The sequence below is a fragment of the Thiemannella venezuelensis genome, assembly GCF_014203605.1.
Taxonomy (GTDB): domain Bacteria; phylum Actinomycetota; class Actinomycetes; order Streptosporangiales; family Streptosporangiaceae; genus Planomonospora_A; species Planomonospora_A venezuelensis.
Genome location: NZ_JACHJJ010000004.1, coordinates 1 through 25,364 on the forward strand (window position 1 = coordinate 1; position 25,364 = coordinate 25,364).

Genomic DNA, 25,364 nt, shown 5'->3' on the forward strand with positions numbered 1-25,364 from the left:
CCGCGGTCGAGCTGGCCGGGATGAGCGGTTCGCTGCGCGAGCTGGTGGGCCGCTTCACCGTCTGACCCCGGGCGCCGCCCCGCGCGGGGCGGCGCCCGTCGCCCCGGGTCGGAACGTGGACGTCCTGCGCGCTCAGCTCGGTGTGCGCCGTTCTCGACATTTCGGTCACTCCTTGTCGCCGGTTCCGGTCTCGGCCTCCTCGCGTCGACCGGACCCGGGACAGGGGCCTTCGTCACACACCGCGCCGCCGTACGTCCTGCCCGGCCCCGCCGCACATCCCCTGCGGGGCCGGGCGGGGGCCTACCTCTCGGCAGGCTCGACGGCGTGGTCGTCGGCCTCGTCGACCGGCGGGGGATTGTCACCGGCCCCGAGATCCCTGCGCAGCCGCTCGAGATCCATGCTGTGGGTGCCGTACTTCAGCTGGCGGGCGACCTTCGTCTGCTTCGCCTTGGCTCGACCCCGTCCCATTGGCTGCACTCCCTTGTATAGGCCTACTAGGCCTCTCGTCACTGTCGCATCGCAGGCATCTTACCCAAGACCTATACGAGTTGAAGAATTATGCAATTTGCTATTTTGTAAGTAGCCTGCGTTCCATGCCGGTCCCGCTCTACCAGGCCAAGGCCGAGTTCTTCCGTACGCTCGGGCACCCGGTCCGCATCCGGGTGCTCGAACTGCTGAGAGACGGACCGCTGCCGGTCCGCGACCTGCTGGCCGAGATCGACATCGAGGCGTCCAGCCTCTCCCAGCAACTGGCGGTGCTGCGCCGGGCCGGAATCGTGACAGCCACCCGCGAGGGTGCCACCGTGGTCTACGCCCTGTCCACTCCGGACATGGCCGGCCTGCTGACGTCGGCGCGCGCCATCCTGACCGAGGTCCTGGCCGACCAGGGCGAACTCCTCGCCGAGCTGCGCGCGGAGACCGACCGCGCGGCCGCGGGCCCGGGGGCGCGGAGGGTGGCCGTCGAGCGGTGAACGGCGGAGCCGCGGCCGCCGGCCCCTCCGGCGGGGAGCCGTGCGGAAGGGGCTCCCGCTCCGGACTGGTACGGCCCGGAGCTTCCTTCTGGCCGCCCGCCGGGCAAAATTAGGGCGTGGGCAGGAGGATCGGGACGGTAGGGATGGACGATCGCGAGCATGAACGGCTCTCGCCGCTGCTGGGTCAGCTGTTCCCTGACGGCGGTGACGGGCGGGTGCTCGGGATCGAGCTGCCGCCCGGGGACGTCGTCTGGCCCGACCCCGGCTACGCGCGGCTCCTGACCCACCGGCGGCCGGCGTTCTGGCTCAGCGAGGCGGCGGTCTCCGCCGAGCTCTGGACCGTGCTGCGGGCCGAGCACCCGCGCTCGGGGCTCTGGCCGGTTCTGCTGGAGGACTCCGTCCAGCCGTGGTCGGCCGGGCAGGTCGCCCCGGACGCCGCCGCGGAGATCGACAACTACCACGTCTCCGCGTTCATGGCCGAGGTGTGGGCGGACTGGACCGGCAAGGCCCACGCCGACCAGGTGGAGATCCTGGCCCCGTTCGGCCCCAGATGCCCGGGGCCCGCCGCGCCGGGGCCGCCGGGTGCCGACCCGGGGGCGGTCGCCGACTGGTACGCCGGGATCGTGGCCGAGCGCCGGACCCCGCTGGGGCTGGTGGCCGTGGAGCGGGGGGCCGACGCGCTGGCCGTCATGGGCTGGCAGGGCGCGCTGAACCACAACGAGTGGATGGTCCCGCTGGCGGCCGTGGTGCGCAGCTGGGAGGAGCGGTTCGGCGCGCGGGTGGTCGGCATGGGGTTCAACACCCTGGACCTGAGCGTCGCCGCGCCGCCGGTGACCGCGGAGCACGCCCTGCACGTGGCGGCCGAGCACTGGACGTTCTGCCCCGACAGCGTCGTCTACGGGGCCGGATCGCTGATCGACTACGCCGAGCAGATCAGGGGGAGGAACGCCTGGTCGTTCTGGTGGGACTGACCGCGGCGGCTCTTGCGCGCCCTGTCGCCGAATGCGATTCTGGTTCACCGAATCAGAAGGAGATTCTGTTTCGGCGAACCAGAGGAGTGCCATGGTCCTGCGCGCCCCGGCGAACGGCATCGAGATCGCCTACGACACCTTCGGCTCCCCCGGGGACCGCCCGCTCCTCCTGGTCATGGGACTCGCGTCCCAGCTGATCCACTGGGACGAGGAGTTCTGCGGGATGCTCGCGGAGCGGGGTCACCACGTGGTGCGGTTCGACAACCGGGACGTCGGCGAGTCCACCCATCTCCACGAGGCCGGAGCACCGCAGCCGGGCGGGGCGGCGCCGTACCTGATCGGCGACATGGCCGACGACGCGGCCGGGCTGCTCGACGCGCTCGGCCTGGACTCGGCCCACGTGGTCGGCGTCTCGATGGGCGGCATGATCGCCCAGTCGATGGCCATCCGCCACCCGGGCAGGGTCCGCAGCCTGACCTCGATCATGTCCACGCCGAGCCCCCAGGCCGCCCCGCCCACCGAGGCGGCCATGGCGGCGCTCATGTCTCCGCCCTCGCCCGACCGGGAGGCGGCCGTCCGGCGGGCGCTGGAGACCTGGAAGGTCATCGGCTCGCCCGGCTACCCCTTCGACGCCGAGCGGATCGCCAGGGTCGCCGGGCTGAGCTACGACCGCGCCTACGATCCGGCCGGGGTGGCCAGGCAGTTCGCCGCGATCGTCGCCTCGGGCGACCGCGCGCCGCAGCTCGGGGAGCTGTCGGTGCCCGCCCTGGTGCTCCACGGGGAGGAGGACCAGCTCGTGCCGCTGCCGGGCGGGACCGCCACGGCGGACGCCGTCCCGGGGGCCAAGCTGGTGACCTTCCCCGGCATGGGCCACGACCTGCCGCGCGCGCTCTGGCCCGAGATCGTCGGCGCGATCGCCGACCTCACCGCCGCCGCGGAGCGCTAGGCGGGCCGCGGCTCCGCCTGCGGCCCGCCTCCCGGGGCGAGGCCGCAGGCGGAGGATCAGACCTCCAGCTTCTCCTCGATGCTCTTGAGATTGTGCCGCGCCAGCGCCAGGTTGGCCCGGCCGCGGTCGAGCGCGAGGTAGAGGAAGAGTCCCTTGCCGCCCCGGCCGGTGATCGGCCGGATGACGTGGTACTGGCTGGAGAGCGTGATGAGGATGTCCTCGATGGCCTCCTTGAGGCCGAGGGACTCCATCGTGCGGAGCTTGGCCTTGACGACCTCGGTGTTGCCCGCCGCGGCCACCTGGAGGTCCAGGTCCTTGGAGCCGCCCAGGGCGCCCAGGGCCATCCCGCTGTTGTAGTCCACGACCACCGCGCCGACGGCGCCGTCGATCGCCATCATCTCCTTGAGGGAGACGTCCATGCTGGCCATTGCCTTCTCCGATTCACTTGGTGAGCGACATGCGTCTGGTGATGGCGGCGAGGTTCGCCGCCGTCTTGCGGCCCTCCAGTCGCAGCAGCCCGAGGTTGGCGCCCGGGCGGGCCAGGACTGTAAGGACGATCTTGGGGCCCGCGGCGTAGAAGGCCGCGTAGCCGTTGGTGCCGGAGATCAGGGTCTCCTCCAGCGCTCCCTTGTCGACGATGCTCGTCATCCGGCGGCTGAGGGCCAGCAGTGCGGACGAGAGCGCGCCGGCCTGCTCGACCTCTCCGGCCAGGTCGCTGGCGATCGGCAGCCCGTCCACGCTGCACGCGATGCTCCCGCTCACGTCGGGCATGCGCTGGCGGAGCAGGGCCATCTCCCGGTGCACCTCGTCTCGCAGTTCCACGGGCATCCTCCTTCCGATCCACTTCAAGGTCCGCAACCTCATGAGCATGGAGCCGACCTCATGTGAGCGCCTCCAACGCGTTCCTCAGCCGGATGAGCAGGCTCACGTCGGCGGGGTCGCCCGTCGTCTGGGGGAGCCGGCCCCCGCCGGGGGAGGGGCCGGTCCCCCGTTCCGGGACGTCCCGGACGGTGTCCGCCCGCCTGGGCAGCGCGCCGGCGGGCGGGCCGGCCGGCGCCGCGGGCGGGAGCTCGGGCGGTCTTCCGGGCGGTGCCGCTCCGGAGGGCGCCGCCCTGGAGGGCGCCGTTCCGGCCGGGACGCCGTCCGGGGCGCCGGGCGCGGGCTCCGGCACGCGCAGGAGCCCGGCCGCGGCGAGCTGCCGTACGGCGAGCAGCACCGAGTAGACGGGCCGGCCGAGTTTCCGGGCCAGCTCGGCGGGGGTCGCGGTGGAGTCCGTGCCGACCAGCACCTCCCACTGGAGAGAGGTCAGCATGACCCGCTGGGCGGGGATGCGTCCCAGCGGGACGACCGGAAGGGCGTCCAACCCGGTGGACGGCCAGGCCTGGTCCAACTGCGCTCTCCTTCGCCTGCACTCCCTGACCAGTCCGGTCACGTCGAAATACCACTGGGGCCCGAGCCAGTGCCGCTCGCCCGGGCGGAACCGGGGCCGGACGCCGGAGGCCTGGAGGAGGAAGAACACGGCGTCGAGCACCGCTCCCAGCACGCAGAACTCCAGCTCGCCCCGGGTGAGCACGCCCCGCTCGACCAGCCGGTCACCGCCCCACAGTCCCTCGCCCGCGGCCTGCCTGGCCTGCCGTACGGCGTAGGCGGAGACCCGGCCGCTGGTGGTCAGCAGGTCCTCCACCCGGGGACAGGAGGGGCTCTCGGCGTAGGTCACGCGACCGTCGGTGAGGTAGAGCGCCCCGGCCTTTCCGAGCCGCAGGGAACCGGTCGCCCGGTCCTCGGCGAGTCCGCTGAGTATGCTCTCGACGGTCGGCATGGCTTATGTCGTTATGAGCCGGCCCGAGAGCGACTGGAGCCGGTGGCGGGCAAGGGCCAGATTGGATCTTTCCAGATCGAGGCGGACGTATATCACTAAAGGTCCGTCGAATATGGTCTCCAGCGGTCTCAGCAAATGGTGGCCGCTGTCCGTCGTCACGATCATGTCGTTGATCCGGACGGTTCCGGTGGGGGAGGCCGTGGCGAGTCCGTCCAGCGTCGCCCGGAGTGTCTCGCTGAGTCCCGCGGCGGATTTCTCCACGTCGGTGTGGCGGCTGCCGCCGCCGACCCCCACCGCCATCCCGCTGGTCTGGTCGATCATGATCGCGTCCAGCGCACCGGGTATCGCCATCACCTCGGTGAGGCACTCCTCGATTCCGAGCACTAGATCTCCCTCGCCGACGGCTGTGGAAAAACGTCGTCCGGCCAGAGTAGAGATATGCAGAAGGGTGCTAAGTGCCCTGATTAGAAATGAGTTGTCGTGAGATAGAGGATTTAACTACCGGGTAGAAAGATGTGCACCCCGGGTGGGACATCCCCTACAGGACTTCGGAGATAAGTGCCTTCTCGTCCGGCTTGAAAACAAGAACATTCTTCACGTAGGACTGCACGGCGGTCGGCAGCCCGACGTCGTTGCCCGCCTCCTGGGACATGAACCAGCGGTGGTCGAGCACCTCGTGGAAGAGCTGGGCCGGCTCCAGCTTGCGCCGCATCTCCTGCGGGACGGCCTCGATCGTCGGCTGGAACACCTCGGCCAGCCAGCGGTGGGCCACGATCGCCTCGTCCTCGTGGCGCAGGCCGTACGAGACCCGGAAGGAGTCGAGGTCGTTGAGGAGCCGCCGGGCCTGGTTCTCCTCCACGTCCAGGCCGGTGAGGCGGAGCAGCCTGCGCTGGTGGTGGCCGGCGTCGACGACCTTGGGGCGGACGATCAGGCGGCCGGTGCCGGCCTTGCGGCGGACCATCATCTCGGCGACGTCGAATCCGAGCCGGTTGAGCCGCCGGATGCGCTTGTCGATCATGTGCCAGTCGACCTCGTCGATGATCTCCTCGGAGGTGAGCTCGCCCCAGAGCCGGTGGTAGCGCCCGCAGATGGAGTCGGCGACCTCCTCGGGGTCGAGGGAGGGGTGCAGCAGGCCGCCGGCCTCCAGGTCGAGCATCTCGCCGTAGATGTTGGTGTGCGCGACGTCGATGTCGTGCAGCCGCTGGCCCTCGCTGATCATCGGGTGGAGCTCGCCGGTCTCGGCGTCGACCAGGTAGGCGGCGAAGGAGCCCGCGTCCCTGCGGAACAGGATGTTCGACAGCGAGCAGTCGCCCCAGTAGAAGCCGGTCAGGTGGAGCCGGACGAGCAGGACGGCCAGCGCGTCGAGGAAGCGGTTGAGCGTGTCGGGCCGGATCGTCCCCGACATCACCGCCCGGTAGGGAAGGGAGAACTGCAGGTGCTGAGTGATCAGCGCCGAGTCCAGCGGCTCGCCGTCGGCGCCGGTGCGCCCGGTCACCACCGCCACCGGCTCCACCGCGGGCGTGTCCAGCCGGTGCAGGTCCCAGAGCAGGCGGTACTCCCGCTTGGCGAAGTGCTCGCTGATCTCCTTGACCGCGTACACCCTGCCGGAGAGCCGGACGAAGCGGACCACGTGCCGGGAGATGCCGCGGGGGAGCGAGACCAGGTGGTGCTCCGGCCACCGCTCCAGCGGGAGGTCCCAGGGCAGGCGGAGCAGGTCCGGGTCGCTGGGGGCGCCGGTGAGCTGCAGGGGCATGGAGTCAGTCCTCGCGGGTCGGGTAGACGGGGGGATCGAAGGCGCGCCGGACCACCGCGGCGAGCTGCTCCTCGGTGAGCACGCGGGGCTCCCCGACGGACCTGGCCCGCACGTAGACCTCGCAGAGCCACTCCAGCAGCCGGGTGGCCTCGAAGGCCTTGTCCAGGTCGTCGCCTATCGTGACCCCGCCGTGGTTGGCCAGCAGCGCGGCCTGGCGGCCGGCGAGCGCGTCCCGTACGGCGGCGGCGAGCTCGGGAGTGCCGTAGGTGGCGTACTCGGCGACCCTGACGGTCCCGCCGAGCAGCAGCGCGTTGTAGTGGACCGGCGGCAGCTCGGTCATGGTGGTGGCGACCACGGTGCCGAAGACGGAGTGGGTGTGCACGACCGCCTGCGCCCCGGTGCTCGCGTAGACCGCCAGGTGCATCGGGGTCTCGGAGGACGGCTGCAGCCCGCCCTCGACCAGGTGGCCCTCGACGTCGAGCACCGGGCAGGCCTCCGGCTCCAGCCGGTCGAGGGGCACTCCGCCGGGCGTCACCGCGACCAGGTCGCCGACCCGGACGCTCAGGTTCCCGGCGGCTCCGACGACGAGGCCGGTTCCGGCGGCCCGGCGGCCGTATTCACAGAGCAGGCGGCGCTGCTCGGCCAGCAACATGGGGCTAAAAGTAGGGGATTGCGATATTTATGAGCAAATATCCTCTACTGGTCTAGACCGGCGGTGGCCTCGCTGGATCCGAGGGCGCCGGGCCCGCGCCGGGGCGGGGGATATCGCCTTGCTGATCAGGTGCGAAGTATGAGGTACGGTATGCCGATCTGCCAGGAGACATCCCTTGTGTTTGGCGGCTTTCTACCGGAAGTGTCGCGAGGACATCACGGCTCGGTCTAGACCGGATGCGGACTCTTGACGCTGAGCTGCCGAGGTCCGTACGTTCAACCAAACGTTTAGGAAACTTTCCTAATTGTCCCCCGCCCTGGAGGGTTGCATGTCCAACTCGGCCGGTACGCCCGGAGAGATCACCCGGCGGCAGATGCTTCGCCGGATCGGCCTGACCGCTCTCGTCGCCGGTCCCGGTGCCGGGCTGCTCAGCGCCTGCGCCACCGGTGGCTCCCCCGCCGCCACGAGCTCCGCCGCGCCCTCGGCGGCCGCGGCCACCTCGGCCGCCAACCCCTTCGGCGTCGCGGCCAACGCGCCCCTCGAGGTCGTCATCTTCAAGGGCGGCCTGGGCGACAGCTACGCCACCGAGGTGCACGAGCCGCTCTACAAGAAGGCCTTCCCGCAGGCCGAGATCAAGCACGTCGCCACCCAGCAGATCGCGCAGACCCTGCAGCCGCGGTTCGCCGGCGGCGACGTCCCGGACATGATCGCCAACTCCGGCACCGACCTGATGGACAACGCCGCCCTGCAGCAGGAGGGCCAGCTCCTGGAGCTCGCCGAGCTGTGGGACGCCCCCTCGATCGACGACCCGAGCAAGAAGGTGCGCGACATGGTCGCGCCGGGCACCGTCGAGTCGGGCCTCATCACCGGCAAGCCGTACGTGATGAACTACGTCTTCTCCGCCTACGGCCTCTGGTACGACTCGGCGCTCTTCGAGAAGGAGGGCTGGACCCCGCCGAAGACCATGGAGGAGTTCAAGACCCTCTGCGAGACCATCAAGGCCAAGGGCATCACCCCGTTCGCGTACGCCGGCAGCAACGCCTCCTACTACGCCTACTGGATGATCCTCATCTCCGCCGCGAAGATCGAGGGCAACCAGCTCCTCCTCGACATCGACAACCTCGTCGACGGCGCGTGGCAGCGCGACTCGGTCAAGCAGTCCGCCGCCGCCTGGGCCGAGATCGGCAAGTACATGGACAAGTCCTTCGAGGGCCTGATCCACACCGAGGTGCAGACCCGGCAGAACCAGGGCAAGATCGCCCTCTACCCGTCGGGCTCCTGGCTGGAGAACGAGCAGAAGAGCCAGACCCCCGAGGGCTTCAAGTACGCCCTGACGCCCACCCCCAGCGTCACCGCCGCCGACAAGCTGCCCTTCGAGGCCATCCGCGCCGCCGCCGGCGAGGGCTACATCGTGCCGTCCAAGGCCAAGAACCCCAAGGGCGGCCTGGAGTACCTGCGCATCATGCTCTCCAAGGAGGGCGCGCGCGGCTTCACCGAGAAGTCCGGCAACATCACCGTCGTGACCGGCGCCGCCGACGGCCTGGAGCTCTCGCCCGGCAACGCCAGCCTCAGCGCCGCGCAGACCGCCGCGGGCCAGAACATCGTCACCTACAACAGCTTCGAGGGCTGGTACAAGGAGCTGGAGACCGAGCTGCGCAAGCAGACCAACGCGCTGATGTTCGGCCGCATCTCCGCCGAGGAGTTCTGCGAGAAGATGCAGAAGGCCGCCGACAAGACCAAGGCCGACTCGTCCATCACCAAGCAGAACCGGACGGTGTAGCCCTCCATGCGGCACGACAAGCATCCAGTCGCGGCCGGGGCGCGGAGCGGCAGGGCCCCGCTCGTGACCCGCGTGCGGAACAGCAGGTACCCGTTCATCGCCGGGTTCCTCGCCGCTCCCGTGGTCCTCTACGTGGTCTTCGTGATCAGCCCGTACGTCCAGGCTTTCTACATCGCGCTGACCAACTGGAAGGGGATCTCGGCGAATCCTCAGTACATCGGCCTGGAGAACTTCACCAGGCTCTTCGAGGACGAGGTCTTCTGGGCCGCGGTGCGCCACCACGGTGTCCTGCTGCTTGTCGTGCCGCTGGTCACCATCGCCATCGCGCTGTTCTTCTCCTTCCTGCTCAACCTGAGCGGAGGGCAGAAGGGCGGCCAGATGACGGGCCTGTGGGGCTCGAAGTTCTACCGTGTGGTCTTCTTCCTGCCCCAGGTGCTCGCGGTGGCCATCGTCGGCGTGCTCTTCCGGGCGATCTACCGCCCGGACGAGACCGGCGTGATCAACAGCATGCTCGCCAAGGTCGGCCTCGACCCGGTCGGCTGGCTCATCGAGCCGGACCTCGCCCTCTGGGCGATCATGGGCGTGATGGTCTGGCAGGCCGTCGGCTTCTACGTGGTCCTGTTCTCCGCGGGCATGTCCTCCATCCCCAAGGAGGTGTTCGAGGCCGCCGCGCTGGACGGCGCGGGCCGCTTCACCCTCTTCTTCCGGATCACCCTCCCGCTGCTGTGGGACACCATGCAGGTGGCCTGGGTCTACCTCGGCATCGCGGCCTTCGACGCCTTCGCCCTGGTCCAGGTGCTCTCGGTGGACCGCGGCGGGCCCGACAACGCCACGACCGTCCTGCCGCTGGAGATCTGGCGCACGGCGTTCAACTTCTCCAAGTTCGGCTACGCGTCCGCGATGGGTGTGGCGCTGTTCTTCATGACCATCACGTTCGCGGCGCTCACCCTGCGCGTGACCCGGCGCGAGAGGATCGAGTTCTGATGGCTGCGGACACGGCGTACAAGCCGTCCACCCGGGCGGCGGCCCCGCACGGCCGGCCGAGGCGGCGCAGGAACCCGCTGGGCGTCTTCGGAACGCTGTCCCACGTCGCGCTGGTGATCTGGGCACTGCTGATCATCGGCCCGATCCTCTGGACGTTCCTGGCCTCCTTCAAGAGCAACACCGAGATCTTCGGCGACGCGCTCACCCTGCCGACCTCCTTCGGCTGGGACGCCTGGGGACGGGCCTGGGAGAAGGCCCACATCGGCCAGTACATGCTGAACACCGTCTTCGTGGTGGCGTGCAGCACGGCCGGGACCATGCTGCTGGGCTCGATGGCCGCCTACGTGCTGGCGCGCTACACCTTCCCCGGGAACCGGGCGATCTACTACCTGTTCGTCTCCGGGATGACCTTCCCGGTCTTCCTGGCGCTGATCCCGCTGTTCTTCGTGGTGAAGAACCTCGGCCTGCTCGACACCCACCTGGGCGTCATCCTGGTCTACATCGCCTACTCGCTGCCGTTCACGGTCTTCTTCCTCTCGGCGTTCTTCAAGACGCTGCCCACCTCGGTGGCCGAGGCGGCGATGATGGACGGCTGCTCGCACACCCGGACGTTCTTCCAGATCATGGTGCCGATGGCCAAGCCGGGCCTGATCAGCATCACGATCTTCAACATCCTGGGCCAGTGGAACCAGTACCTCCTGCCGATCGTGCTGCTCTCGGGCAACGTCGAGGACAAGTGGCTGATCACCCAGGGCGTCGCGAACATCTCCACCAGCGCCGGCTACGAGGCGGACTGGCCGGGAATGTTCGCCGCGCTCAGCCTGGCCATCATCCCGGTGATGATCATCTACATCATCTTCCAGCGCCAGATCCAGTCAGGCCTCACCTCGGGCGCCGTCAAGTAGCGCCCGGCCCGGCGTTCCCCCCCGCAGAGTCCCCCGGCGGTGTCTCCCGGCGCGCCGGGGGACACCGCCGGTTGGCTTCCCGGCCGCCGCCGTGCTCTCCTGGTGCGATGAACCTGCTTGACGACTCCGAGGTGCGGCGGCTGCTGGCCGGTGTGCCCCAGTGGCGGCGCGAGGGCGACGAGATCCGCCGGACCGTCACCGCTCCCGACTTCCCGACCGCGATCCGCGTCGTCGACGAGATCGCGGTCGAGGCCGAGAAGCTCAACCACCATCCCGACATCGACATCCGCTGGCGCACCCTGCACCTGGCCCTCACCACGCACGACGCGGGCGGCCTGACCGGTGCGGACTTCACCCTCGCCGCCCGCATCGACGAGATCGCCGCAGCCCACGGGGGATGACGCCCGGCGCGTCCCGGCCGCCGCGCCGCCGGGCGGCCGGGACGGAGCCGGTGCGGCCTCATCGGTGAAACACCCAGCGTGACCGTCCGGTCACTGGTTAGAGTGGGGTCTCGTTCCCGACCTGACCGGTTCAGGAGATGTCATGCGCCTGCCCGTGGTTCTCTCCGTCACCGCCCTGCTCGCGGCCGCCTGCGGCACCCAGCAGGCGGGGCACCCGGCGGGCCACCCGCCGGCGAAGAGCACACCGGCCGCCGTGGTCAGCCTGACCGGGGAGGGCCGGTTCGGCGCTCCGGCGAAGGGCGGTCCGGCCATCGCCTACGACGACAAGCTGGTGCCCCGCGGCGCGTCGGCGCGGGTGACCGCCGAGTCGGGCGCGGTGCTCGCCACCTCCTCGGTCACCGTCGAAGGCTTCCTGCCCGGCCGGACGTACGGCGTGCACCTGCACGTCAACCCGTGCGGCGCCGACCCGGAGGCCGCCGGGCCGCACTACCGGCACGTCCACACCCACGCCAGTGCCGACAACGAGGTCTGGCTCGACTTCACCACCGACGCCGAGGGCGCGGCCACGGCCACGTCCCGGCAGGACTGGGCCTTCCCGCCGGACAAGGCGCCCCGCTCCCTGGTGATCCACGCCCAGCGGACGAAGGTGACGGGGGCCAAGGCCGGCACGGCCGGGCCCAGGGTCGCCTGCGTCACCCTCGGCGAGGGCTGATCCCGGCACCGGCTCGTGCCTTCCTCGGGGGAGGGCATGAGCCGGTGCCGTTCGCGTGCGTGAGCCGGTGCCGCCCCCTCAGGGGAGCTGGGAGATCATCCGCTCCATGCCGTTGACCCAGTTGTCCCGCAGGGCCTCGGCCGCGCCCTCCAGATCGCCTGCCATCAGCCGTTCGGCGATCCGGCGGTGCTCCTCGGCGGCGCGCTCCATGAGGGTCGTCTCGCCGGACAGCAGGTGGGTGTAGCGGCGCATGCCCGCCTTGACGCTGGTGATCAGATCCAGCAGCCGCTCGTTCGTGCAGCCGCCGAGCAGCAGGTCGTGCCACTCGTCGTCGTGGTGCTCGATGTGCTGCCGCTCGGCGACGTCGGCGGTGAACTCCTCGGCGAGTCTGAGCAGTTGCGGGGCGGCCCGTTCCAGGTAGGCGGGGTCCGAGCGTCGTAGGGCGAGCGCCTCCAGCGCGGCCACGATGTCGCACAGTTCCCGGAACTCCTGGCGGCTCACGGGCGCGAACCGGAATCCTCTGCCCTGGTTGCTCTGCAGGACGCCCTCGCCGGCGAGGGTGATCAGGGCCTCGCGCAGCGGGGTCCGGCTGACTCCCAGCTCTCCGGCGAGGGCGGCCTCGTTGATGTCGGTGTCCGCGGCGAAGTCGCCCCGGCCGAGCCTGAGCATCAGCTCGTCGCGGATCTGCTCGCGCAGCGGGCGCCGCTCGATCGCCATATCACTCCTTCGACGGTGGCCTGCAGGGCCGATCTCTTGACGGCGTCCAGGATACTGCACTATGAATTTTGAATACAAAATATTACATGTCACGTGTGGAGGACTACGTGGGACTGACCAAGGTTCCCGGCCTGCTGTTCGGGGGTGACTACAACCCCGAACAGTGGCCGGAGCATGTCTGGGAGGAGGACGTGCGGCTGATGGCCGAGGCCGGCGTGAACATGGCGACCGTCGCCGTCTTCTCCTGGTCCCGCCTCGAACCGCGGCCGGAGGTGTACGACTTCGGCTGGCTCGACCGCGTCCTGGACCTGCTGCACGCTCACGGCGTCGCCGCCGACCTGGCCACGGCCACGGCCACCCCGCCGCCCTGGCTGGTCCGGGAGCACCCCGAGGTGCTCCCGGTGGACGCGGCCGGGACCCGGCTGGAGTTCGGCTCCCGGCAGGGCTACTGCCCCAGCTCGCCGGTCTTCCGGGCGGCGGCCGTACGGCTGGCCCGGGCGATGGCCGAGCGCTACGCCGGCCATCCCGCGCTGGCCATGTGGCACATCGGCAACGAGTACGCCGACCACACGGCCGAGTGCTTCTGCGAGGAGTCCGCCCGGCACTTCCGGCGCTGGCTCCAGGAGCGCCACGGCTCGATCGACGGCCTCAACGCAGCCTGGGGCACCTCCTGCTGGGGTCAGCACTACACCGCGTTCGACCAGGTCAACCCGGTGCGCAAGGCCCCCGGCCCGATCAACCCGGCCCAGCTCCTCGACTGGCGGCGCTTCAGCTCCGATGCCCTGCTGGAGTGCTTCGAGGGCGAGCGGGAGGTGCTGCGCGAGCTCACTCCGGGCGTCCCGGTGACCACCAATTTCATGGGTCTGCTGCGCGACCTGGACTACTGGAAGTGGGCGCAGGCCGAGGACGTCGTCAGCGACGACGCCTACCCCGACCCGGCCGACCCCGCCTCGCATGTCGAGATCGCGCTCAGCTACGACCTGATGCGCTCCCTCAAGCGGCGGCCGTGGATCCTGCTGGAGCAGGCCCCCGGCGCGGTGAGCTGGCGCGGGGTCAACGTGCCCAAGCCGCCGGGCATGATGCGCCTGCACAGCATCCAGGCGCTGGCCCACGGCGCCGACGGCGCGATGTTCTTCCAGTGGCGGCAGGCGAAGTACGGGCCGGAGAAGTTCCACTCGGCGCTGCTCCCGCACGGCGGCACCGCCTCGCGGGGCTGGCGCGAGACCCTGCGGCTCGGCGCGGATCTGCGGGCACTGGCGGAGATCGCCGGTTCGGAGTCCGAGGCGGAGGTGGCGCTGGTCCTCGGCTGGGAGAGCTGGTGGGGCCTGGAGGCCCCCGAGTCGATGCCGTCCGACCGGCTCGAGCTCAGACGGCTCCTGCTGGACTGGTACGCCCCGCTGCACGCCCGCGGTGTCGCCGTGGACCTCGTCCCGCCCGGCCGCGACCTGTCCGGCTACCGGGTGGTGATCGTTCCCAACCTCTACCTGTGCGACGAGGACCAGGCCGGAGCTCTGGCCGCCTTCGGCGGCCACCTGGTCGTCGGCCCGTTCAGCGGCGTGGTCGGCCCCGACGAGCAGGTGCACGACGGCGGCCCCCCGGGCCCGCTGCGTGAGCTGCTCGGTCTGGCCGTGGACGAGTTCTGGCCGCTCCCGGACGGCCGCACCCAGGCGGTGCGGCTCGCGCCGGCCGGACCGGGGACCGGGCGCCCGCTGACCGCGCGGACGTGGGCCGAGTGGCTGCGCGTCGAGGGGGCGGAGGTGCTCGCCCGCTACGAGGGCGGCGACCTGGACGGGCAGGCGGCGATCACACGGCGAGGGAACGCCCGCTACCTCGGATGCCTGCTCGACGACGTCAGCCCCGTCCTCGACGGCATCCTCACGGAGGCGGGCGTGCGGCCGGCGGCCGACGTGCCCGAGGGCGTGGAGGCCACCCGCCGGGGCCCCTACCTCTTCCTGCTCAACCACGCCGCCACCCCGGCGGCGCTCACGCTCCGCGAGCCGGGGACCGACCTGCTGACCGGCCGGGATCTGAGCGGTCGCATCGGGATCCCGGGCCGTGACGCCGTGGTGCTGCGCACCGGGCCGAACCCTGCACCGAACCCCGGGCCGGAGACCGAGCCGGTCACCGGGACCCGTACCACGCCGACCGGAGGAGAACGGTGACCCACCCCTACATCCCGAACGCCGAACCGGGGGTGCGGGCCGAGATGCTCGCCGCCGTCGGCGCCGCGAGCGTCGAGGAGCTGTACGCCCCGATCCCCGCGGCCCTGCGCCTGGACCGGCCGCTGGACCTGCCGGAGGCGATGGCCTCCGAGCAGGAGCTGGTGGCCCACATGCGCGCGCTGCTGGGCCGCGACACCGACACCGTCGCGGCGCTCAGCTTCCTCGGCCACGGCTGCTACCCGCACCACGTCCCAGCCGTCTGCGACGAGGTCAACGGCAGGAGCGAGTTCCTCACCGCCTACGCGGGCGAGCCGTACGAGGACCACGGCCGGTTCCAGGCACTGTTCGAGTACACGAGCATGATGGCGGAGCTGCTGGAGATGGACGTCGTCAACGTCCCCACCTACGACGGCTTCCAGGCGGCGGGCACGGCCATCCGCATGGCGGCCCGCGCCACCGGCCGGTCGAAGGTGCTGCTCAGCGGAGCCGTGAGCGCGGACAAGCTCAGCAAGCTGCACGACTTCCTCGATCACGACATCGAGATCCGCACCGCCCCTGTGACCGGCGGAGGAGAGATCGGCGAGGTGGAGATCGACGATTCGTTCGCCGCGATCTACCTGGAGACGCCGAACGTCTACGGTGTCGTCGAGACCCGGGGGCGCGAGCTGGCCGACCTGGCCCACGCGCACGGCGCGCTGCTGGTCGTGAGCGCCGACCCGATCTCGCTGGGCGTGCTCGCCCCGCCCGCGGCCTACGGCGCGGACATCGCCTGCGGCGACATCCAGTCGCTGGGCATGCACCAGAGCTACGGCGGCGGCCACGCCGGGTACATCGCCACCCACGACGAGGAGCGCCTGGTCGCCGAGTACCCCTCGCGCCTGTTCGGCCTCGCCCCGACCGCCGTCCCCGGAGAGTACGGCTTCGGGGACGTCTTCTACGACCGGACCTCCTTCGCCCACCGTGAGGAGGGCAAGGAGTGGGTGGGGACCGCCGCCGCCCTGTGGGGCATCACCGCCGGGGTCTACCTCGCGCTCATGGGCCCGGAGGGAATGCGCGAGCTGGGCGAGACCGTGCTGGCCCGCACCCGCTACGCCATGGACCGCCTCGCCGAGGCGGGCGCGACGGTGCTGCACTCCGGCGCGGTGCACTTCCGCGAGTTCGCGATCGAGGTGCCCGACGCCGACGCACTCCTCGGCGCGCTGCGCGGGCACGGCATCTTCGGCGGGGTCCGGCTGGACGGCCGCACGCTGCTGGTCTGCGTGACCGAGCGGCATTCCAGGGACGACATCGACCGGCTGGCGGCGGCCGTACGGAAGGAGCTCTCATGAGCGGGCACGCGCAGGAACCGTTCGCGAAGCTGCCGGTGGCGCCGAAGCCGCCGCTGCGCCGCTTCCACCAGGCGCGCTGGGACGAGCCGATCATCTTCGAGCAGTCGCGGCCCGGCCGCCGGGGCATCGCCGTGCCCGCTGCCGGGGTGCCGGCGGTCGAGCCGCCGGAGACGGTACGGCGGGCGCGGCCCCCGAAGCTGCCCGAGATGTCGCAGCTGCACGTGCTGCGCCACTACGTACGGCTCTCCCAGGAGAACCTGGGCGTCGACCAGGCCGTCGCGGTCGGCCAGGGCACCTGCACCATGAAGTACAGCCCCAAGGTCAACGAGGCGTTCGCCGCCGCGGTCGGCGAGCTCCACCCGCTCCAGCCGGTGGACACCGTCCAGGGTGTGCTGGAGGTCTACTGGCGGCTGGAGCGCATGCTCGCCGAGATCTCCGGAATGCACCGGGTCTCGCTCCAGCCGGCCTCCGGCTCGGCCGCCATCTACGCCAACGTCGCGATGATCCGCGCCTACCACGCCTCGCGAGGCGAGGGAGACCGGCGCGACCAGGTTATCACCACGATGTTCTCCCATCCCTCCAACGCGGCCTGCGCCAAGACCGCCGGGTACGAGGTCGTCACGCTGATGCCGGGGGCCGACGGCCACCCGGACATCGAGGCGCTGCGCGCGGCCGTCGGCCCCCGCACGGCGGCCCTGATGATCACCAATCCCGAGGACACCGGCATCTTCAACCCGCGGATCGCGGACTTCGTCGACCTGGTCCACGAGGCGGGCGGCCTGGCCTGCTACGACCAGGCCAACGCCAACGGCCTGCTGGGCGTCACCCGCGCGGCCGACGCCGGGTTCGACCTGTGCCACTTCAACCTGCACAAGACCTTCTCCACCCCGCACGCGTGCGGCGGTCCGGCGGGCGGGGCCTGCGGCGTCGTGGAGCGGCTGGAGCCCTTCCTGCCCGCCCCGACGGTCGAGCGCGGCGGCGACGGGTACCGCCTCGACACCGAGCGCCCGCAGTCCGTCGGCAAGACCCGCCCGTTCCTCGGCGTCACCCCGAACGTGGTGCGCGCCTACGCGTGGATCATGGCGCTGGGCGGCCGGGGCCTGCGCGAGGTGGCCGAGATCGCGACGCTCAACAACAACTACCTGATGGACAAGGTCCTGCGGATCCCCGGCGCCTCGGCGCCCTGGGGCCGCGACCGGATCGAGCAGGTCCGCTACTCCTGGCGGGAGCTGTTCGAGGACACGGGCGTGCGCTCGGAGGAGATCGGGGCGCGCGCCGCCGACTTCGGCGTGCACTACTGGACCAGCCACCACCCCCACCTGGTCCCCGAGCCCTTCACCCTTGAGCCGACGGAGTCCTACTCCAGGGAGGACCTCGACGAGTACGCCGCCATCCTCGCGCACGTCGCCGACGAGGCCCGGCGCGATCCCGGCCTGGTCCGGGGCGCCCCCTACAACCAGACCATCCACAAGATCGACCCGACCCCCCTCGACGACCCCGCGCAGTGGGCCCCCACCTGGCGCGCCTACACCCGCAAGCACCTGTCATGACCCCCACCTTCGGGCTGGTCGTCAACCCGGTGGCCGGGCTGGGCGGCCCCGCCGGGCTCAGAGGCAGCGACGGCCCCGCCACGCAGCGCGAGGCCCTCGCCCGCGGCTCCTGGCCCCGCGCGGGGGACCTGGCGGAGCGGGCCGTGCGGGCGCTGCTGGCCCGCCGGCCGGACGCGCGGGTGCTCACCGCCGCGGGTCCGATGGGGGAGGACTGCGTACGGGCCGCCGGAGGCGTCCCGGAGGTGGCATGGGCACCGCCCGCCACCCGGTCGGCCGTCCCATGGTCCGGGGCGGACGCGTTCCCATCGTCCGGGGCGGACGCGTTCCCATCGTCCGGGGCGGACACGACGGCCGCGGTCAGGGCCATGGGCGGCGTCGACCTGCTGCTGTTCGCCGGAGGCGACGGCACCGCGCGGGATGTGCTCGACGCCTCGCCGGCGTGCCCGGTGCTGGGGATCCCCGCGGGGGTGAAGGTCTACTCCGGGTGCTTCGCGGTCAGCCCCGCCACGGCGGGAAACCTCGCGGCGGAGTTCCGCGGTGAGACGGCCGAGGCCGAGGTGGTGGACCTGGACGAGGAAGCCCTCCGGCGGGGACGGGTGGGCCCGCGGCTCTACGGCACCGTCCGGGTCCCGGCCGCGCGCTCCGGGCTGTGCGGGCGCAAGACCGGCTCGTCCCGGCCGGACCCCGGATCGGCCGACGCCATCGCCGGGGAGGTCGTGGCCCGGATGAGGGCCGGGGCCCGCTACGTCCTCGGGCCGGGCGCCACCACCATGGCCGTCGGCCGCAGGCTGGGCCTGGACACCACGCTGCTCGGCGTGGACGTGGTCCAGGACGGCGGCCTGGTCGCCGCGGACGTGACCGAGCGGCGGCTCCTCGCCCTCGTGGACGGGGGCGAGACCCACGCCGTCCTGTCGGTGATCGGGGGGCAGGGATTCGTGCTGGGCCGCGGCAACCAGCAGATCGGCCCGGCCGTACTCAGAAAGATCATGTCGTCCGGCGGGCTGCTCGTCCTGGCCACCCGCGACAAGCTCGCCGGACTCGGCGGCAGGCCGCTGCTGGCCGACACCGGAGACCCGGAGGCGGACGCCCTCGCCGCGGGCCACGTCCCCGTCATCACCGGTCGTCGCGAGAGCGTGATGTACCGGATCAGCCCCGCTGCAGAGGAGTTCTCGCCATGACCGCTCTCCCAGGCAAGGTCGCGATCGTCACCGGAGCGGCCTCCGGCATCGGCCGGGCCACCGCGCTGCTGTTCGCCCGGGAAGGGGCGGCCGTCGTGGCGGCCGACATCGACGGGCCCGGCGCTTCGGCGGTGGCCGCCGAGATCGAGGCGGCCGGGGGCCGGGCCGCCGGCGTCCGGGCCGACGTGGCCGCCGAACCCGACTGCGAGCGCGTCGTGCGGACCGCCGTGGAGTCCTTCGGCGGGCTGCACGTGCTGTTCAACAACGCCGGGATCATCCGCCGCACCACCGTCCTGGACCTGACGGCCGAGGAATGGGACCGGGTCATGGCCGTCAACGTCAGGTCGGTCTTCCTCATGTGCAGGCACGCGATCCCCGCGATGACCGGCGGCGGCTCCATCGTGAACACCGGCTCGGGCTGGGGTCTCAAGGGCGGCGGGAGCGCCGTCTCCTACTGCGCCTCCAAGGCCGCGGTGGTCAACCTGACCCGGGCGCTCGCCATCGACCACGCCCGGGACGGGATCCGCGTCAACTCCGTCAACCCGGGCGACACCGACACCCCCATGCTCCGGGAGGAGGCCCGGCAGCTCTCCGAGGACTGGGCCGCCTTCGCCGCCGACGCCGCCGACCGCCCTATGGGCCGCGCGGGCACCCCCGACGAGATCGCGCGGGCCGTGCTGTTCCTGGCGAGCGACGCCGCGAGCTACGTCACCGGCACGGCGCTGGTCGTCGACGGCGGCGGACTCGCCTGACCCGCACCACCACGGGCTCACCCCGCACCACCCCCAGACACCCCCCACCAGGAGGCACCCATGTCCTTCCCCGTCCGCACGAGCCCCTCCCGCAGGAGGGCGCCGGTCCTGGCGCTCGCCCTGGCCCTCACCGCGACCGCCGCCTGCAGCGGGGGCGGTGGGTCCGCCCCGGGAGAGAAGGTCGTCGTCCGCTGGTCGACCTGGGGGTCGGCCGAGGACGTCGCGCTCTACAAGGGCTTCAGCGACGACTTCATGAAGCGCCACCCGAACATCGTGCTGAAGATGGAGAGCGTCCCCAAATACGAGGACTACCACCCCAAACTGCTCACCCAGCTCACCTCCAAGACCGCGCCGGACGTCTTCTTCGTCGGCGACGACAACATCGGCAAGTTCGTCTCCGCCGGAGTGCTCGCCCCGCTGGACGCCCGGCTCTCCGGGCCGGGCAGCGGGAGCAGGCCCGAGGACTTCTTCGAGGGCGTGTACGGCGGCGCCAAGAAGGACGGCACGATCTACGGCCTGCCCAACGACACCAACCCCGAGGTCCTCTGGTACGGCAAGAAGGCCCTGCGGGAGGCCGGGATCACCGAGGATCCGGCCGCGCTGCACGAGGCGGGCAAGTGGACCATGGACGCCTATCTCGCCATGAACGCCAAACTCAAGGCCGCGGGCAAGGCCGGCTCGATCTTCTGGAACTGGTACGGCTCCACCTACAGCGTCATCGGCGGTTTCGGAGGCAAGGTCTGGGAGGGCGGCAAGTTCGTCGCCACCACAGACCCGGCCTCCCGCAAGGCGCTGAAGACCCTCGCCGAGGGCTACGCCGACGAGACCTTCCTCCCGGCCGACGTGCTGCCCGAGAGCAACGGCGCCAGCACCCGGTTCCTGCGGGGCACGGCGGGCTTCTACGCCGGCGGCCGGTGGGTCATCGACGTGGTCAAGAAGGGAGGCGACCTCGCCAACTACGACATCGTGCCCTTCCCTTCCCCGGACGGGCGGCCGATGCCCGGCGCGGTCGCCGCCTCCTACCTGGCGTTGAACAAGGATTCCGAGCACGCCGGGGAGGCGTTCACCTTCCTGAGCGAGTTCGTCGGCAAGGAAGGCCAGTTGCTGCGGTTGAAGGGCGGCGGCGCCGTGCCGTCGGTCAAGGGCGCCGAGCAGGTCGTCCTGGAGGGCGGCTATCCCGCGCACGCCCAGACCTTCCTGGACGTGCGCGACACCGGCTTCGCCAACTACCCCGACGAGGTCGCCGTCCCCGGCCTCACCAAGGAGATCAACGACCACCTCTTGAAGGTCTGGACCGGCAAGGTCCCCTTCGAGCGCGGCATGACCGAACTCCAGTCCCTCGTCGACGGCAGGATCGGCTGACGGCCGTGGGCGTCGTCACCCAGGCGCGGCCCACCGTCCGGCGGACCCGGCCCGCACGCGCGGCGCGCGTGCGGCATCGGGACGGCTGGTGGGCCGCCCTCTTCCTCGCACCGCAGGTCCTCGGCCTGCTCACGTTCCTGGTCGCCCCGCTCGGATTCGCGGTCGCACTGGCGTTCATGCGGTGGGACGGGCTCGGGGAGAAGACCTGGGCCGGTTTCGACAACTTCGCCGCCCAGCTCTCCGACTCCGAGTTCGGCACGGCCGTCTGGAACACGGTCAAGCTCGCCCTGCTGACCGTCCCGGTGGGCCTGGCGCTCGCGCTGCTCATCGCGCTGGCGCTGAACCAGGTGAGGGGCCGGACCTTCTACCGGGTCGTCTACTTCCTCCCGGTGGTGACCAGTTCGGTCGCCGTGGCCGTGATGTGGCAGGTCATCCTCGCCGGCGGCGACTACGGCATCCTGAACACCACGGCGCGCGACTGGTTCGGGATCACCCTGCCCGACTGGCTGGAGGACCCGGGGTGGGTGATCGTGGCCATCGCGGTCGTCACCGTCTGGTCCTCGCTCGGCCTCAACGTCGTCATCTTCCTGGCGGGGCTGCAGACCATCCCGCCTTCGCTGACGGAGGCCGCCCGCATCGACGGCGCGGGACCGATCCGCGTCTTCCGCTCCGTCACGCTGCCGATGATCTCTCCGACGCTCTTCTTCTCCACCGTGGTCGCAGTGATCAGCTCGTTCCAGGCGTTCGACCAGATCTACGTCCTGGTCAACCCCGACCACAACGACGGGGCTCGCACGATCGTCTACCAGGTCTACGACCTGGGCTTCCAGAGCTTCGAGTTCGGTATGAGCAGCGCCGCCGCGCTGATCCTCCTGGTACTGACCCTGCTCGTCACCCTCGCCCAGTTCGGGGTGCAGAAGCGCCTCGTCCACTACGACTCGTAGGAAGGGGACCGGTCGATGGCCGTGATCTCCGGTGCCCCAGGCTCCCGCCGCCTCCGGCCGGGGCGGATCGCCCTGCACGCCGCGCTCGCCGCGGGCGGGCTGGTGATGGTCTTCCCGTTCGCCTGGATGCTGCTCACCTCCTTCAAGGGCGCGCACCAGATGCTCAACGCCCCGCTGGACTGGCTGCCCAGGCCGTGGCAGGCGGGCAACTACCCCGAGGCGTTCGGCAGGCTGCCCTTCGCGCGCGCCTACTGGAACAGCTTCTACATCGCGGTCCTCACCGTGGCCCTCACCCTGACCACCTCGGCGATGGCCGCCTACGCCTTCGCCCGGATCCGCTTTCGCGGCTCCGGCCTGCTGTTCGGGTTGTTCCTGGCGACCCAGATGGTGCCGCCGCAGGTCACCGTCGTGCCGCTGTATCTGATGCTCTCCGGGATCGGCTGGATCGACTCCCATCTGGCGCTGATCGTGCCCGGTTTCGTGAACCCCTTCGCGGTCTTCCTGCTCCGCCAGTTCATCCGGGCCGTCCCGATCGAGCTGGAGGAGGCCGCCCGCCTCGACGGCGCGGGCCGCTGGACCGTCTTCTGGCGGATCGTGCTGCCCAACATCCGTCCCGGTCTCGGCGCGCTCGGCATCGTCGTCTTCCTGTCGAGCTGGAACGCATTCTTCTTTCCGCTGATCTTCCTCAACTCGCCCGAGCTGGCGACCGTGCCGCTGCTGGTCAGCCAGTTCGCCGGGCAGCACGGCGCCATCGACTACGGCCTCACCCTCGCCGCCTCGGCCATCTCGATCATCCCGATGATGATCGCCTTCCTGGTGGGCCAGCGGCGCATCCTCAACAGCATGGCCATGTCCGGTCTGGGGGGACGCTGACGATGCCCGATCCCGTGACTCTCTCCGGTCCCGCGGCGTCCGCCGCATGCACCGGCATCGCGGCCCCCGGCCTCCCGGAGCTGGACCTCCGCGAGCGGCCCTTCACCGACCGGGGCTCCCGGCTGCTGGTGACGGCCGAGGCCGACGGCTCGCTCAGGATCGCCCGCGCCGAGTACGAGACCCCCCTCGCGGAGACGGCCGTCCGCACCGGTCTGCGGGTCTTCGCCGACGGCGCCGAGCTCGCCGTACGGCAGGCACGAGCCGATCGGATCTCCTTCGGCTCGGGTGTGGACCTCGTCTTCGCCGACGCGGAGACGCTGGTGCTGACCTCGGCCGCCGCCGGGGTGCGGGCGGTCTGGGACGGCGGCGCGGTGACGGTCGGGGGAGCCGCCGTCCTCGTGGGGGAGGAGCGGCCGGTCGATCCGGCGGCCGTTCTGGAGGAGGCCGGGCGCCAGTGGCAGGCGTGGTTCGAAGGCATGCCCGCGGTACCGGACGGCCTGCGGGAACGGGCCCGCCAGGCCTGGTGGACGCTCGCGGTCAACCTGCTGCCGATCGCGTCCGCCGGCGGGCGGGAGGGGCTCGTCCCTTCCAAGTACGGCTACGTCGGGGTCTGGAAGTGGGACGCCTACTTCCACGCCGTCGCCCTGCGTCATGCCGACCCCGGACTGGCCCGCGACCAGATCCGCATCCTCCTCGGCCACCAGCGCCCCGACGGCCTGATCCCCGATGTCGTGCACGATCGCGGCGTCCTGGCGGAGACCACCGACCTGCCCCGCTCCGACCTGCTCCGGCTGGCCCAGCACGTCGGCCGGGCCGCGGACGGGGAGGCCGGCGGGCCGATCGGCGGGATCGTTCCCGTCACCAAGCCGCCGCTGACCGCCTGGGCGGTGTGGAAGATCCACGAGGTGGCCCCCGACCCGGAGTTCCTGGCCGAGGTCTACGAGCCGATCGCCCGGTCGCACGAGTGGTGGCTCACCGTCTCCGACCCCGACGGGGACGGGCTGGCCGAGTATCTGCACCCGTACTCCTCCGGGCTGGACGACAGTCCTGTCTGGGATCACGGCCCCCGGGCCGAACCGCCGGACCTCAACACCTACCTGGCCGTGCAGGCCGACCGGCTGGCGGACATCGCCGAGGCGCTGGGCCGCACGGCGGAGGCCGCCTCATGGCGAGACCGGGCGGCCCGGCACGTCGAACTGATGATCACCCGGCGCTGGAACGGCACCCGCTTCATCACCCTGGCGAGCGGCAGGCAGGTGGAGACCAGGACCCCTCTTGACCTGATGCCCCTGCTCACCGGGCGGCTGCCGGCGGAGATCGCCCGGCGGCTGGTCGCCGACCTGCTCTCGCCCGCCTTCTGGGGTGACCGGCCGGTGCCCACGGTCGCCTTCGACGACCCGCTGTTCGACCAGGACACCATGTGGAGGGGGCCGGTCTGGCTCAACGTCAACTACCTGCTGGTCGAGGGATTGCGGCGGTCCGGGTTCGCCGAGGAGGCCGGTGAGCTGACCCGGCGGACCCTGGACATGGTGAACGACGGCGGCGGCCTGTACGAGTACTGGAATCCGCTCACCGGCGCTCGCGCGGCCGGCGCGACCAGCGGCTTCGGCTGGTCGGCCGCGCTCTTCCTGGACCTGGCGGCCGGCCTGCCGTGACCGGCCCGCCGATCGGGCGGCGTCGGGGGGTTCCGTACGGGCGGCAGGCCGTGCGGAGGAAGGCGCCGGTCAGCCGAACACGGCGGGCGGCGGGACCGGGATGACGACCGGGTCGCCGTCGTTGAGCGGACGCGCCCCGGCGACGAACCTGACCAGATCGTCGCCGTGCACGCAGCGGGCCTGGCTGAGGCCGCCCGCCGCCCTGCGGACCATGCCGTCGAGGGGCAGGCCGGTGCGGGAGGCGGCGACGATGAGGTTGCCGAACCTGCGCCCGCGCAGGACCCCGGGGTCGGCCAGCAGCGCCATGCGCGGGAAGGTGCCGCCGATCGTGGCGAGCACCCGGCGGGCGAAGGCCAGCCCCTTGCCGTCGGCGATGTTGACCAGCAGGGTCCCGTCCGGCCGCAGGACGCGGGCGACGTCGCCCATGTACTCGCGGGTGGCCAGGTCGAGGGGCATCACGGCGCCGCTGAAGGCGTCCAGCACGAGCAGGTCGGCGGACGAGTCGTGCAGCCCGGCCGTGGCGCTGCGCCCGTCGAGGATCCTGACCTTGAGGCGGGGCACGGACTTGAGCCGGAGCTGGTCCCGGACGAGCTGGACCAGGCCGCCGTCGGGCTCGGCGACGAGCTGCCGGGAGCCGGGGCGGGTCGCCGCGACGTAGCGGGGCAGGGTGCAGCCGCAGCCGCCGACGTGCACCGCGTCCAGCGGGCCCTCGTCCAGCAGGTCGATCACGTCGGCCATCAGCCGGACGTACTCGAAGTCGAGGTAGGTGGGGTCCTCCAGGTCCACGTAGGACTGGGGCACGCCGCCGGAGGAGATCACCCAGCCGGAGGGCCGGTCGAGGTCCCGCAGCAGGTCGACCTCGCCGAAGGTCACCGGGTAGCGGCCCGGCATCGGCTCCCGTGGTTCCCGGCTGACCATCCCGTTGATCCTCTTTTCCTGGTATATCCGA

26 protein-coding genes are annotated in these 25,364 nt (G+C 71.4%); 17 read left to right on the top strand and 9 right to left on the bottom strand.

Annotated features, from left to right (window positions below; all coding sequences use genetic code 11):
* Nucleotides 1-300: 300 nt before the first annotated feature.
* Nucleotides 301-468 carry a DUF3073 domain-containing protein gene (locus FHS22_RS07645; protein WP_184939687.1) on the bottom strand — a complete coding sequence of 56 codons (168 nt, stop codon included), beginning with the start codon at nucleotides 466-468 and terminating at the stop codon, nucleotides 301-303.
* Between the two features lie 125 nt (nucleotides 469-593).
* Here FHS22_RS07645 and FHS22_RS07650 point away from each other — a divergent pair, with 125 nt between their 5' ends.
* The 3 genes from FHS22_RS07650 (at nucleotide 594) to FHS22_RS07660 (ending at nucleotide 2,888) form a co-directional block, all read left to right on the top strand.
* Entirely contained in the window at nucleotides 594-971 is a 378-nt protein-coding gene (locus tag FHS22_RS07650) for an ArsR/SmtB family transcription factor (protein ID WP_184939689.1), read from the top strand.
* Nucleotides 972-1,114: 143 nt separating this feature from the next.
* Nucleotides 1,115-1,942, top strand: a complete 828-nt coding sequence (locus FHS22_RS07655; RefSeq protein ID WP_184939690.1) for a DUF4253 domain-containing protein — start codon at nucleotides 1,115-1,117, stop codon at nucleotides 1,940-1,942.
* Between the two features lie 91 nt (nucleotides 1,943-2,033).
* Nucleotides 2,034-2,888, top strand: a complete 855-nt coding sequence (locus FHS22_RS07660) for an alpha/beta fold hydrolase (protein WP_184939692.1) — start codon at nucleotides 2,034-2,036, stop codon at nucleotides 2,886-2,888.
* Between the two features lie 56 nt (nucleotides 2,889-2,944).
* Here the strand turns inward: FHS22_RS07660 and FHS22_RS07665 are convergent, their stop codons facing one another.
* The 6 genes from FHS22_RS07665 to FHS22_RS07690 all read right to left on the bottom strand — a co-directional run bounded on the left by FHS22_RS07665 (nucleotide 2,945) and on the right by FHS22_RS07690 (nucleotide 7,112).
* Nucleotides 2,945-3,316: a hypothetical protein gene (locus FHS22_RS07665; RefSeq protein WP_184939694.1), complete on the bottom strand. Its 372-nt coding sequence runs from the start codon at nucleotides 3,314-3,316 to the stop codon at nucleotides 2,945-2,947.
* A 13-nt stretch (nucleotides 3,317-3,329) separates the two neighbouring features.
* Nucleotides 3,330-3,710 (bottom strand): roadblock/LC7 domain-containing protein, encoded by a 381-nt coding sequence (locus tag FHS22_RS07670; protein ID WP_184939695.1) that lies wholly within the window; start codon nucleotides 3,708-3,710, stop codon nucleotides 3,330-3,332.
* Between the two features lie 58 nt (nucleotides 3,711-3,768).
* A complete protein-coding gene (locus tag FHS22_RS07675) occupies nucleotides 3,769-4,707 on the bottom strand; it encodes a DUF4388 domain-containing protein (RefSeq protein WP_184939697.1) in 939 nt (312 codons plus the stop codon).
* 3 nt (nucleotides 4,708-4,710) lie between these two features.
* Entirely contained in the window at nucleotides 4,711-5,091 is a 381-nt protein-coding gene (locus FHS22_RS07680; RefSeq protein ID WP_184939699.1) for a roadblock/LC7 domain-containing protein, read from the bottom strand.
* Nucleotides 5,092-5,245: 154 nt separating this feature from the next.
* Nucleotides 5,246-6,460, bottom strand: coding sequence for a DUF4032 domain-containing protein (locus FHS22_RS07685; RefSeq protein WP_184939701.1), 1,215 nt, complete (start codon nucleotides 6,458-6,460; stop codon nucleotides 5,246-5,248).
* A gap of 4 nt (nucleotides 6,461-6,464) precedes the next feature.
* Nucleotides 6,465-7,112, bottom strand: coding sequence for a class II aldolase/adducin family protein (locus FHS22_RS07690; protein WP_184939702.1), 648 nt, complete (start codon nucleotides 7,110-7,112; stop codon nucleotides 6,465-6,467).
* Nucleotides 7,113-7,440: 328 nt separating this feature from the next.
* Here FHS22_RS07690 and ngcE point away from each other — a divergent pair, with 328 nt between their 5' ends.
* From ngcE to FHS22_RS07715, 5 genes are all read left to right on the top strand, one after another.
* Nucleotides 7,441-8,892, top strand: a complete 1,452-nt coding sequence (gene ngcE / locus FHS22_RS07695) for an N-acetylglucosamine/diacetylchitobiose ABC transporter substrate-binding protein (protein WP_184939704.1) — start codon at nucleotides 7,441-7,443, stop codon at nucleotides 8,890-8,892.
* Between the two features lie 6 nt (nucleotides 8,893-8,898).
* Entirely contained in the window at nucleotides 8,899-9,876 is a 978-nt protein-coding gene (locus tag FHS22_RS07700) for a carbohydrate ABC transporter permease (RefSeq protein ID WP_221473378.1), read from the top strand.
* Nucleotides 9,876-10,781 carry a carbohydrate ABC transporter permease gene (locus FHS22_RS07705; RefSeq protein ID WP_184939706.1) on the top strand — a complete coding sequence of 302 codons (906 nt, stop codon included), beginning with the start codon at nucleotides 9,876-9,878 and terminating at the stop codon, nucleotides 10,779-10,781. Before FHS22_RS07700 ends, FHS22_RS07705 begins: the two co-directional genes overlap by 1 nt.
* A gap of 107 nt (nucleotides 10,782-10,888) precedes the next feature.
* Complete coding sequence (locus FHS22_RS07710) at nucleotides 10,889-11,182, top strand: 4a-hydroxytetrahydrobiopterin dehydratase (protein WP_184939708.1); 294 nt, start codon at nucleotides 10,889-10,891, stop codon at nucleotides 11,180-11,182.
* 142 nt (nucleotides 11,183-11,324) lie between these two features.
* On the top strand, nucleotides 11,325-11,894 hold the full coding sequence (locus tag FHS22_RS07715) for a superoxide dismutase family protein (protein WP_184939710.1): 570 nt from the start codon (nucleotides 11,325-11,327) through the stop codon (nucleotides 11,892-11,894).
* Nucleotides 11,895-11,972: 78 nt separating this feature from the next.
* On the opposite strand, the gene FHS22_RS07720 is transcribed toward FHS22_RS07715, so the two are convergent.
* On the bottom strand, nucleotides 11,973-12,611 hold the full coding sequence (locus FHS22_RS07720) for a GntR family transcriptional regulator (protein WP_184939711.1): 639 nt from the start codon (nucleotides 12,609-12,611) through the stop codon (nucleotides 11,973-11,975).
* 86 nt (nucleotides 12,612-12,697) lie between these two features.
* Between FHS22_RS07720 and FHS22_RS07725 the strand changes: the two genes are divergently transcribed.
* Genes FHS22_RS07725 through FHS22_RS07765 form a run of 9 tightly spaced genes read left to right on the top strand, consistent with a single transcriptional unit; the run spans nucleotide 12,698 to nucleotide 24,415 of the window.
* Nucleotides 12,698-14,773, top strand: coding sequence for a beta-galactosidase (locus FHS22_RS07725; RefSeq protein WP_184939713.1), 2,076 nt, complete (start codon nucleotides 12,698-12,700; stop codon nucleotides 14,771-14,773).
* Nucleotides 14,770-16,101, top strand: a complete 1,332-nt coding sequence (gene gcvPA / locus FHS22_RS07730) for an aminomethyl-transferring glycine dehydrogenase subunit GcvPA (protein WP_184939714.1) — start codon at nucleotides 14,770-14,772, stop codon at nucleotides 16,099-16,101. Before FHS22_RS07725 ends, gcvPA begins: the two co-directional genes overlap by 4 nt.
* Nucleotides 16,098-17,651, top strand: a complete 1,554-nt coding sequence (gcvPB, locus tag FHS22_RS07735) for an aminomethyl-transferring glycine dehydrogenase subunit GcvPB (protein WP_184939715.1) — start codon at nucleotides 16,098-16,100, stop codon at nucleotides 17,649-17,651. Before gcvPA ends, gcvPB begins: the two co-directional genes overlap by 4 nt.
* Complete coding sequence (locus FHS22_RS07740) at nucleotides 17,648-18,829, top strand: ATP-NAD kinase family protein (protein WP_184939717.1); 1,182 nt, start codon at nucleotides 17,648-17,650, stop codon at nucleotides 18,827-18,829. The genes gcvPB and FHS22_RS07740 overlap by 4 nt, the downstream gene beginning before the upstream one ends.
* Nucleotides 18,826-19,581, top strand: coding sequence for an SDR family NAD(P)-dependent oxidoreductase (locus FHS22_RS07745; protein ID WP_184939718.1), 756 nt, complete (start codon nucleotides 18,826-18,828; stop codon nucleotides 19,579-19,581). Before FHS22_RS07740 ends, FHS22_RS07745 begins: the two co-directional genes overlap by 4 nt.
* Nucleotides 19,582-19,641: 60 nt before the next feature.
* On the top strand, nucleotides 19,642-20,943 hold the full coding sequence (locus FHS22_RS07750; RefSeq protein WP_184939720.1) for an ABC transporter substrate-binding protein: 1,302 nt from the start codon (nucleotides 19,642-19,644) through the stop codon (nucleotides 20,941-20,943).
* Between the two features lie 5 nt (nucleotides 20,944-20,948).
* The gene (locus tag FHS22_RS07755) at nucleotides 20,949-21,887 is read left to right on the top strand and encodes a carbohydrate ABC transporter permease (RefSeq protein ID WP_184939721.1); all 939 of its coding nucleotides are present in this window, start codon (nucleotides 20,949-20,951) and stop codon (nucleotides 21,885-21,887) included.
* Between the two features lie 15 nt (nucleotides 21,888-21,902).
* Nucleotides 21,903-22,760: a carbohydrate ABC transporter permease gene (locus FHS22_RS07760; RefSeq protein WP_184939723.1), complete on the top strand. Its 858-nt coding sequence runs from the start codon at nucleotides 21,903-21,905 to the stop codon at nucleotides 22,758-22,760.
* 2 nt (nucleotides 22,761-22,762) lie between these two features.
* Nucleotides 22,763-24,415: an amylo-alpha-1,6-glucosidase gene (locus tag FHS22_RS07765; RefSeq protein ID WP_260407764.1), complete on the top strand. Its 1,653-nt coding sequence runs from the start codon at nucleotides 22,763-22,765 to the stop codon at nucleotides 24,413-24,415.
* A gap of 69 nt (nucleotides 24,416-24,484) precedes the next feature.
* On the opposite strand, the gene FHS22_RS07770 is transcribed toward FHS22_RS07765, so the two are convergent.
* A complete protein-coding gene (locus FHS22_RS07770; protein WP_377296786.1) occupies nucleotides 24,485-25,333 on the bottom strand; it encodes a spermidine synthase in 849 nt (282 codons plus the stop codon).
* Between the last annotated feature and the right edge of the window lie 31 nt (nucleotides 25,334-25,364).

What these genes read in the sequence shown, in the direction of transcription:
- FHS22_RS07645 (WP_184939687.1), bottom strand. Translation starts at nt 468, where the DNA reads ATGGGACGGGGTCGAGCCAAGGCGAAGCAGACGAAGGTCGCCCGCCAG.
- FHS22_RS07650 (WP_184939689.1), top strand. Translation starts at nt 594, where the DNA reads ATGCCGGTCCCGCTCTACCAGGCCAAGGCCGAGTTCTTCCGTACGCTC.
- FHS22_RS07655 (WP_184939690.1), top strand. Translation starts at nt 1,115, where the DNA reads ATGGACGATCGCGAGCATGAACGGCTCTCGCCGCTGCTGGGTCAGCTG.
- FHS22_RS07660 (WP_184939692.1), top strand. Translation starts at nt 2,034, where the DNA reads ATGGTCCTGCGCGCCCCGGCGAACGGCATCGAGATCGCCTACGACACC.
- FHS22_RS07665 (WP_184939694.1), bottom strand. Translation starts at nt 3,316, where the DNA reads ATGGCCAGCATGGACGTCTCCCTCAAGGAGATGATGGCGATCGACGGC.
- FHS22_RS07675 (WP_184939697.1), bottom strand. Translation starts at nt 4,707, where the DNA reads ATGCCGACCGTCGAGAGCATACTCAGCGGACTCGCCGAGGACCGGGCG.
- FHS22_RS07685 (WP_184939701.1), bottom strand. Translation starts at nt 6,460, where the DNA reads ATGCCCCTGCAGCTCACCGGCGCCCCCAGCGACCCGGACCTGCTCCGC.
- FHS22_RS07690 (WP_184939702.1), bottom strand. Translation starts at nt 7,112, where the DNA reads ATGTTGCTGGCCGAGCAGCGCCGCCTGCTCTGTGAATACGGCCGCCGG.
- ngcE (WP_184939704.1), top strand. Translation starts at nt 7,441, where the DNA reads ATGTCCAACTCGGCCGGTACGCCCGGAGAGATCACCCGGCGGCAGATG.
- FHS22_RS07700 (WP_221473378.1), top strand. Translation starts at nt 8,899, where the DNA reads ATGCGGCACGACAAGCATCCAGTCGCGGCCGGGGCGCGGAGCGGCAGG.
- FHS22_RS07705 (WP_184939706.1), top strand. Translation starts at nt 9,876, where the DNA reads ATGGCTGCGGACACGGCGTACAAGCCGTCCACCCGGGCGGCGGCCCCG.
- FHS22_RS07710 (WP_184939708.1), top strand. Translation starts at nt 10,889, where the DNA reads ATGAACCTGCTTGACGACTCCGAGGTGCGGCGGCTGCTGGCCGGTGTG.
- FHS22_RS07715 (WP_184939710.1), top strand. Translation starts at nt 11,325, where the DNA reads ATGCGCCTGCCCGTGGTTCTCTCCGTCACCGCCCTGCTCGCGGCCGCC.
- FHS22_RS07720 (WP_184939711.1), bottom strand. Translation starts at nt 12,611, where the DNA reads ATGGCGATCGAGCGGCGCCCGCTGCGCGAGCAGATCCGCGACGAGCTG.
- FHS22_RS07725 (WP_184939713.1), top strand. Translation starts at nt 12,698, where the DNA reads ATGTCACGTGTGGAGGACTACGTGGGACTGACCAAGGTTCCCGGCCTG.
- gcvPB (WP_184939715.1), top strand. Translation starts at nt 16,098, where the DNA reads ATGAGCGGGCACGCGCAGGAACCGTTCGCGAAGCTGCCGGTGGCGCCG.
- FHS22_RS07740 (WP_184939717.1), top strand. Translation starts at nt 17,648, where the DNA reads ATGACCCCCACCTTCGGGCTGGTCGTCAACCCGGTGGCCGGGCTGGGC.
- FHS22_RS07745 (WP_184939718.1), top strand. Translation starts at nt 18,826, where the DNA reads ATGACCGCTCTCCCAGGCAAGGTCGCGATCGTCACCGGAGCGGCCTCC.
- FHS22_RS07750 (WP_184939720.1), top strand. Translation starts at nt 19,642, where the DNA reads ATGTCCTTCCCCGTCCGCACGAGCCCCTCCCGCAGGAGGGCGCCGGTC.
- FHS22_RS07760 (WP_184939723.1), top strand. Translation starts at nt 21,903, where the DNA reads ATGGCCGTGATCTCCGGTGCCCCAGGCTCCCGCCGCCTCCGGCCGGGG.
- FHS22_RS07765 (WP_260407764.1), top strand. Translation starts at nt 22,763, where the DNA reads ATGCCCGATCCCGTGACTCTCTCCGGTCCCGCGGCGTCCGCCGCATGC.
- FHS22_RS07770 (WP_377296786.1), bottom strand. Translation starts at nt 25,333, where the DNA reads ATGGTCAGCCGGGAACCACGGGAGCCGATGCCGGGCCGCTACCCGGTG.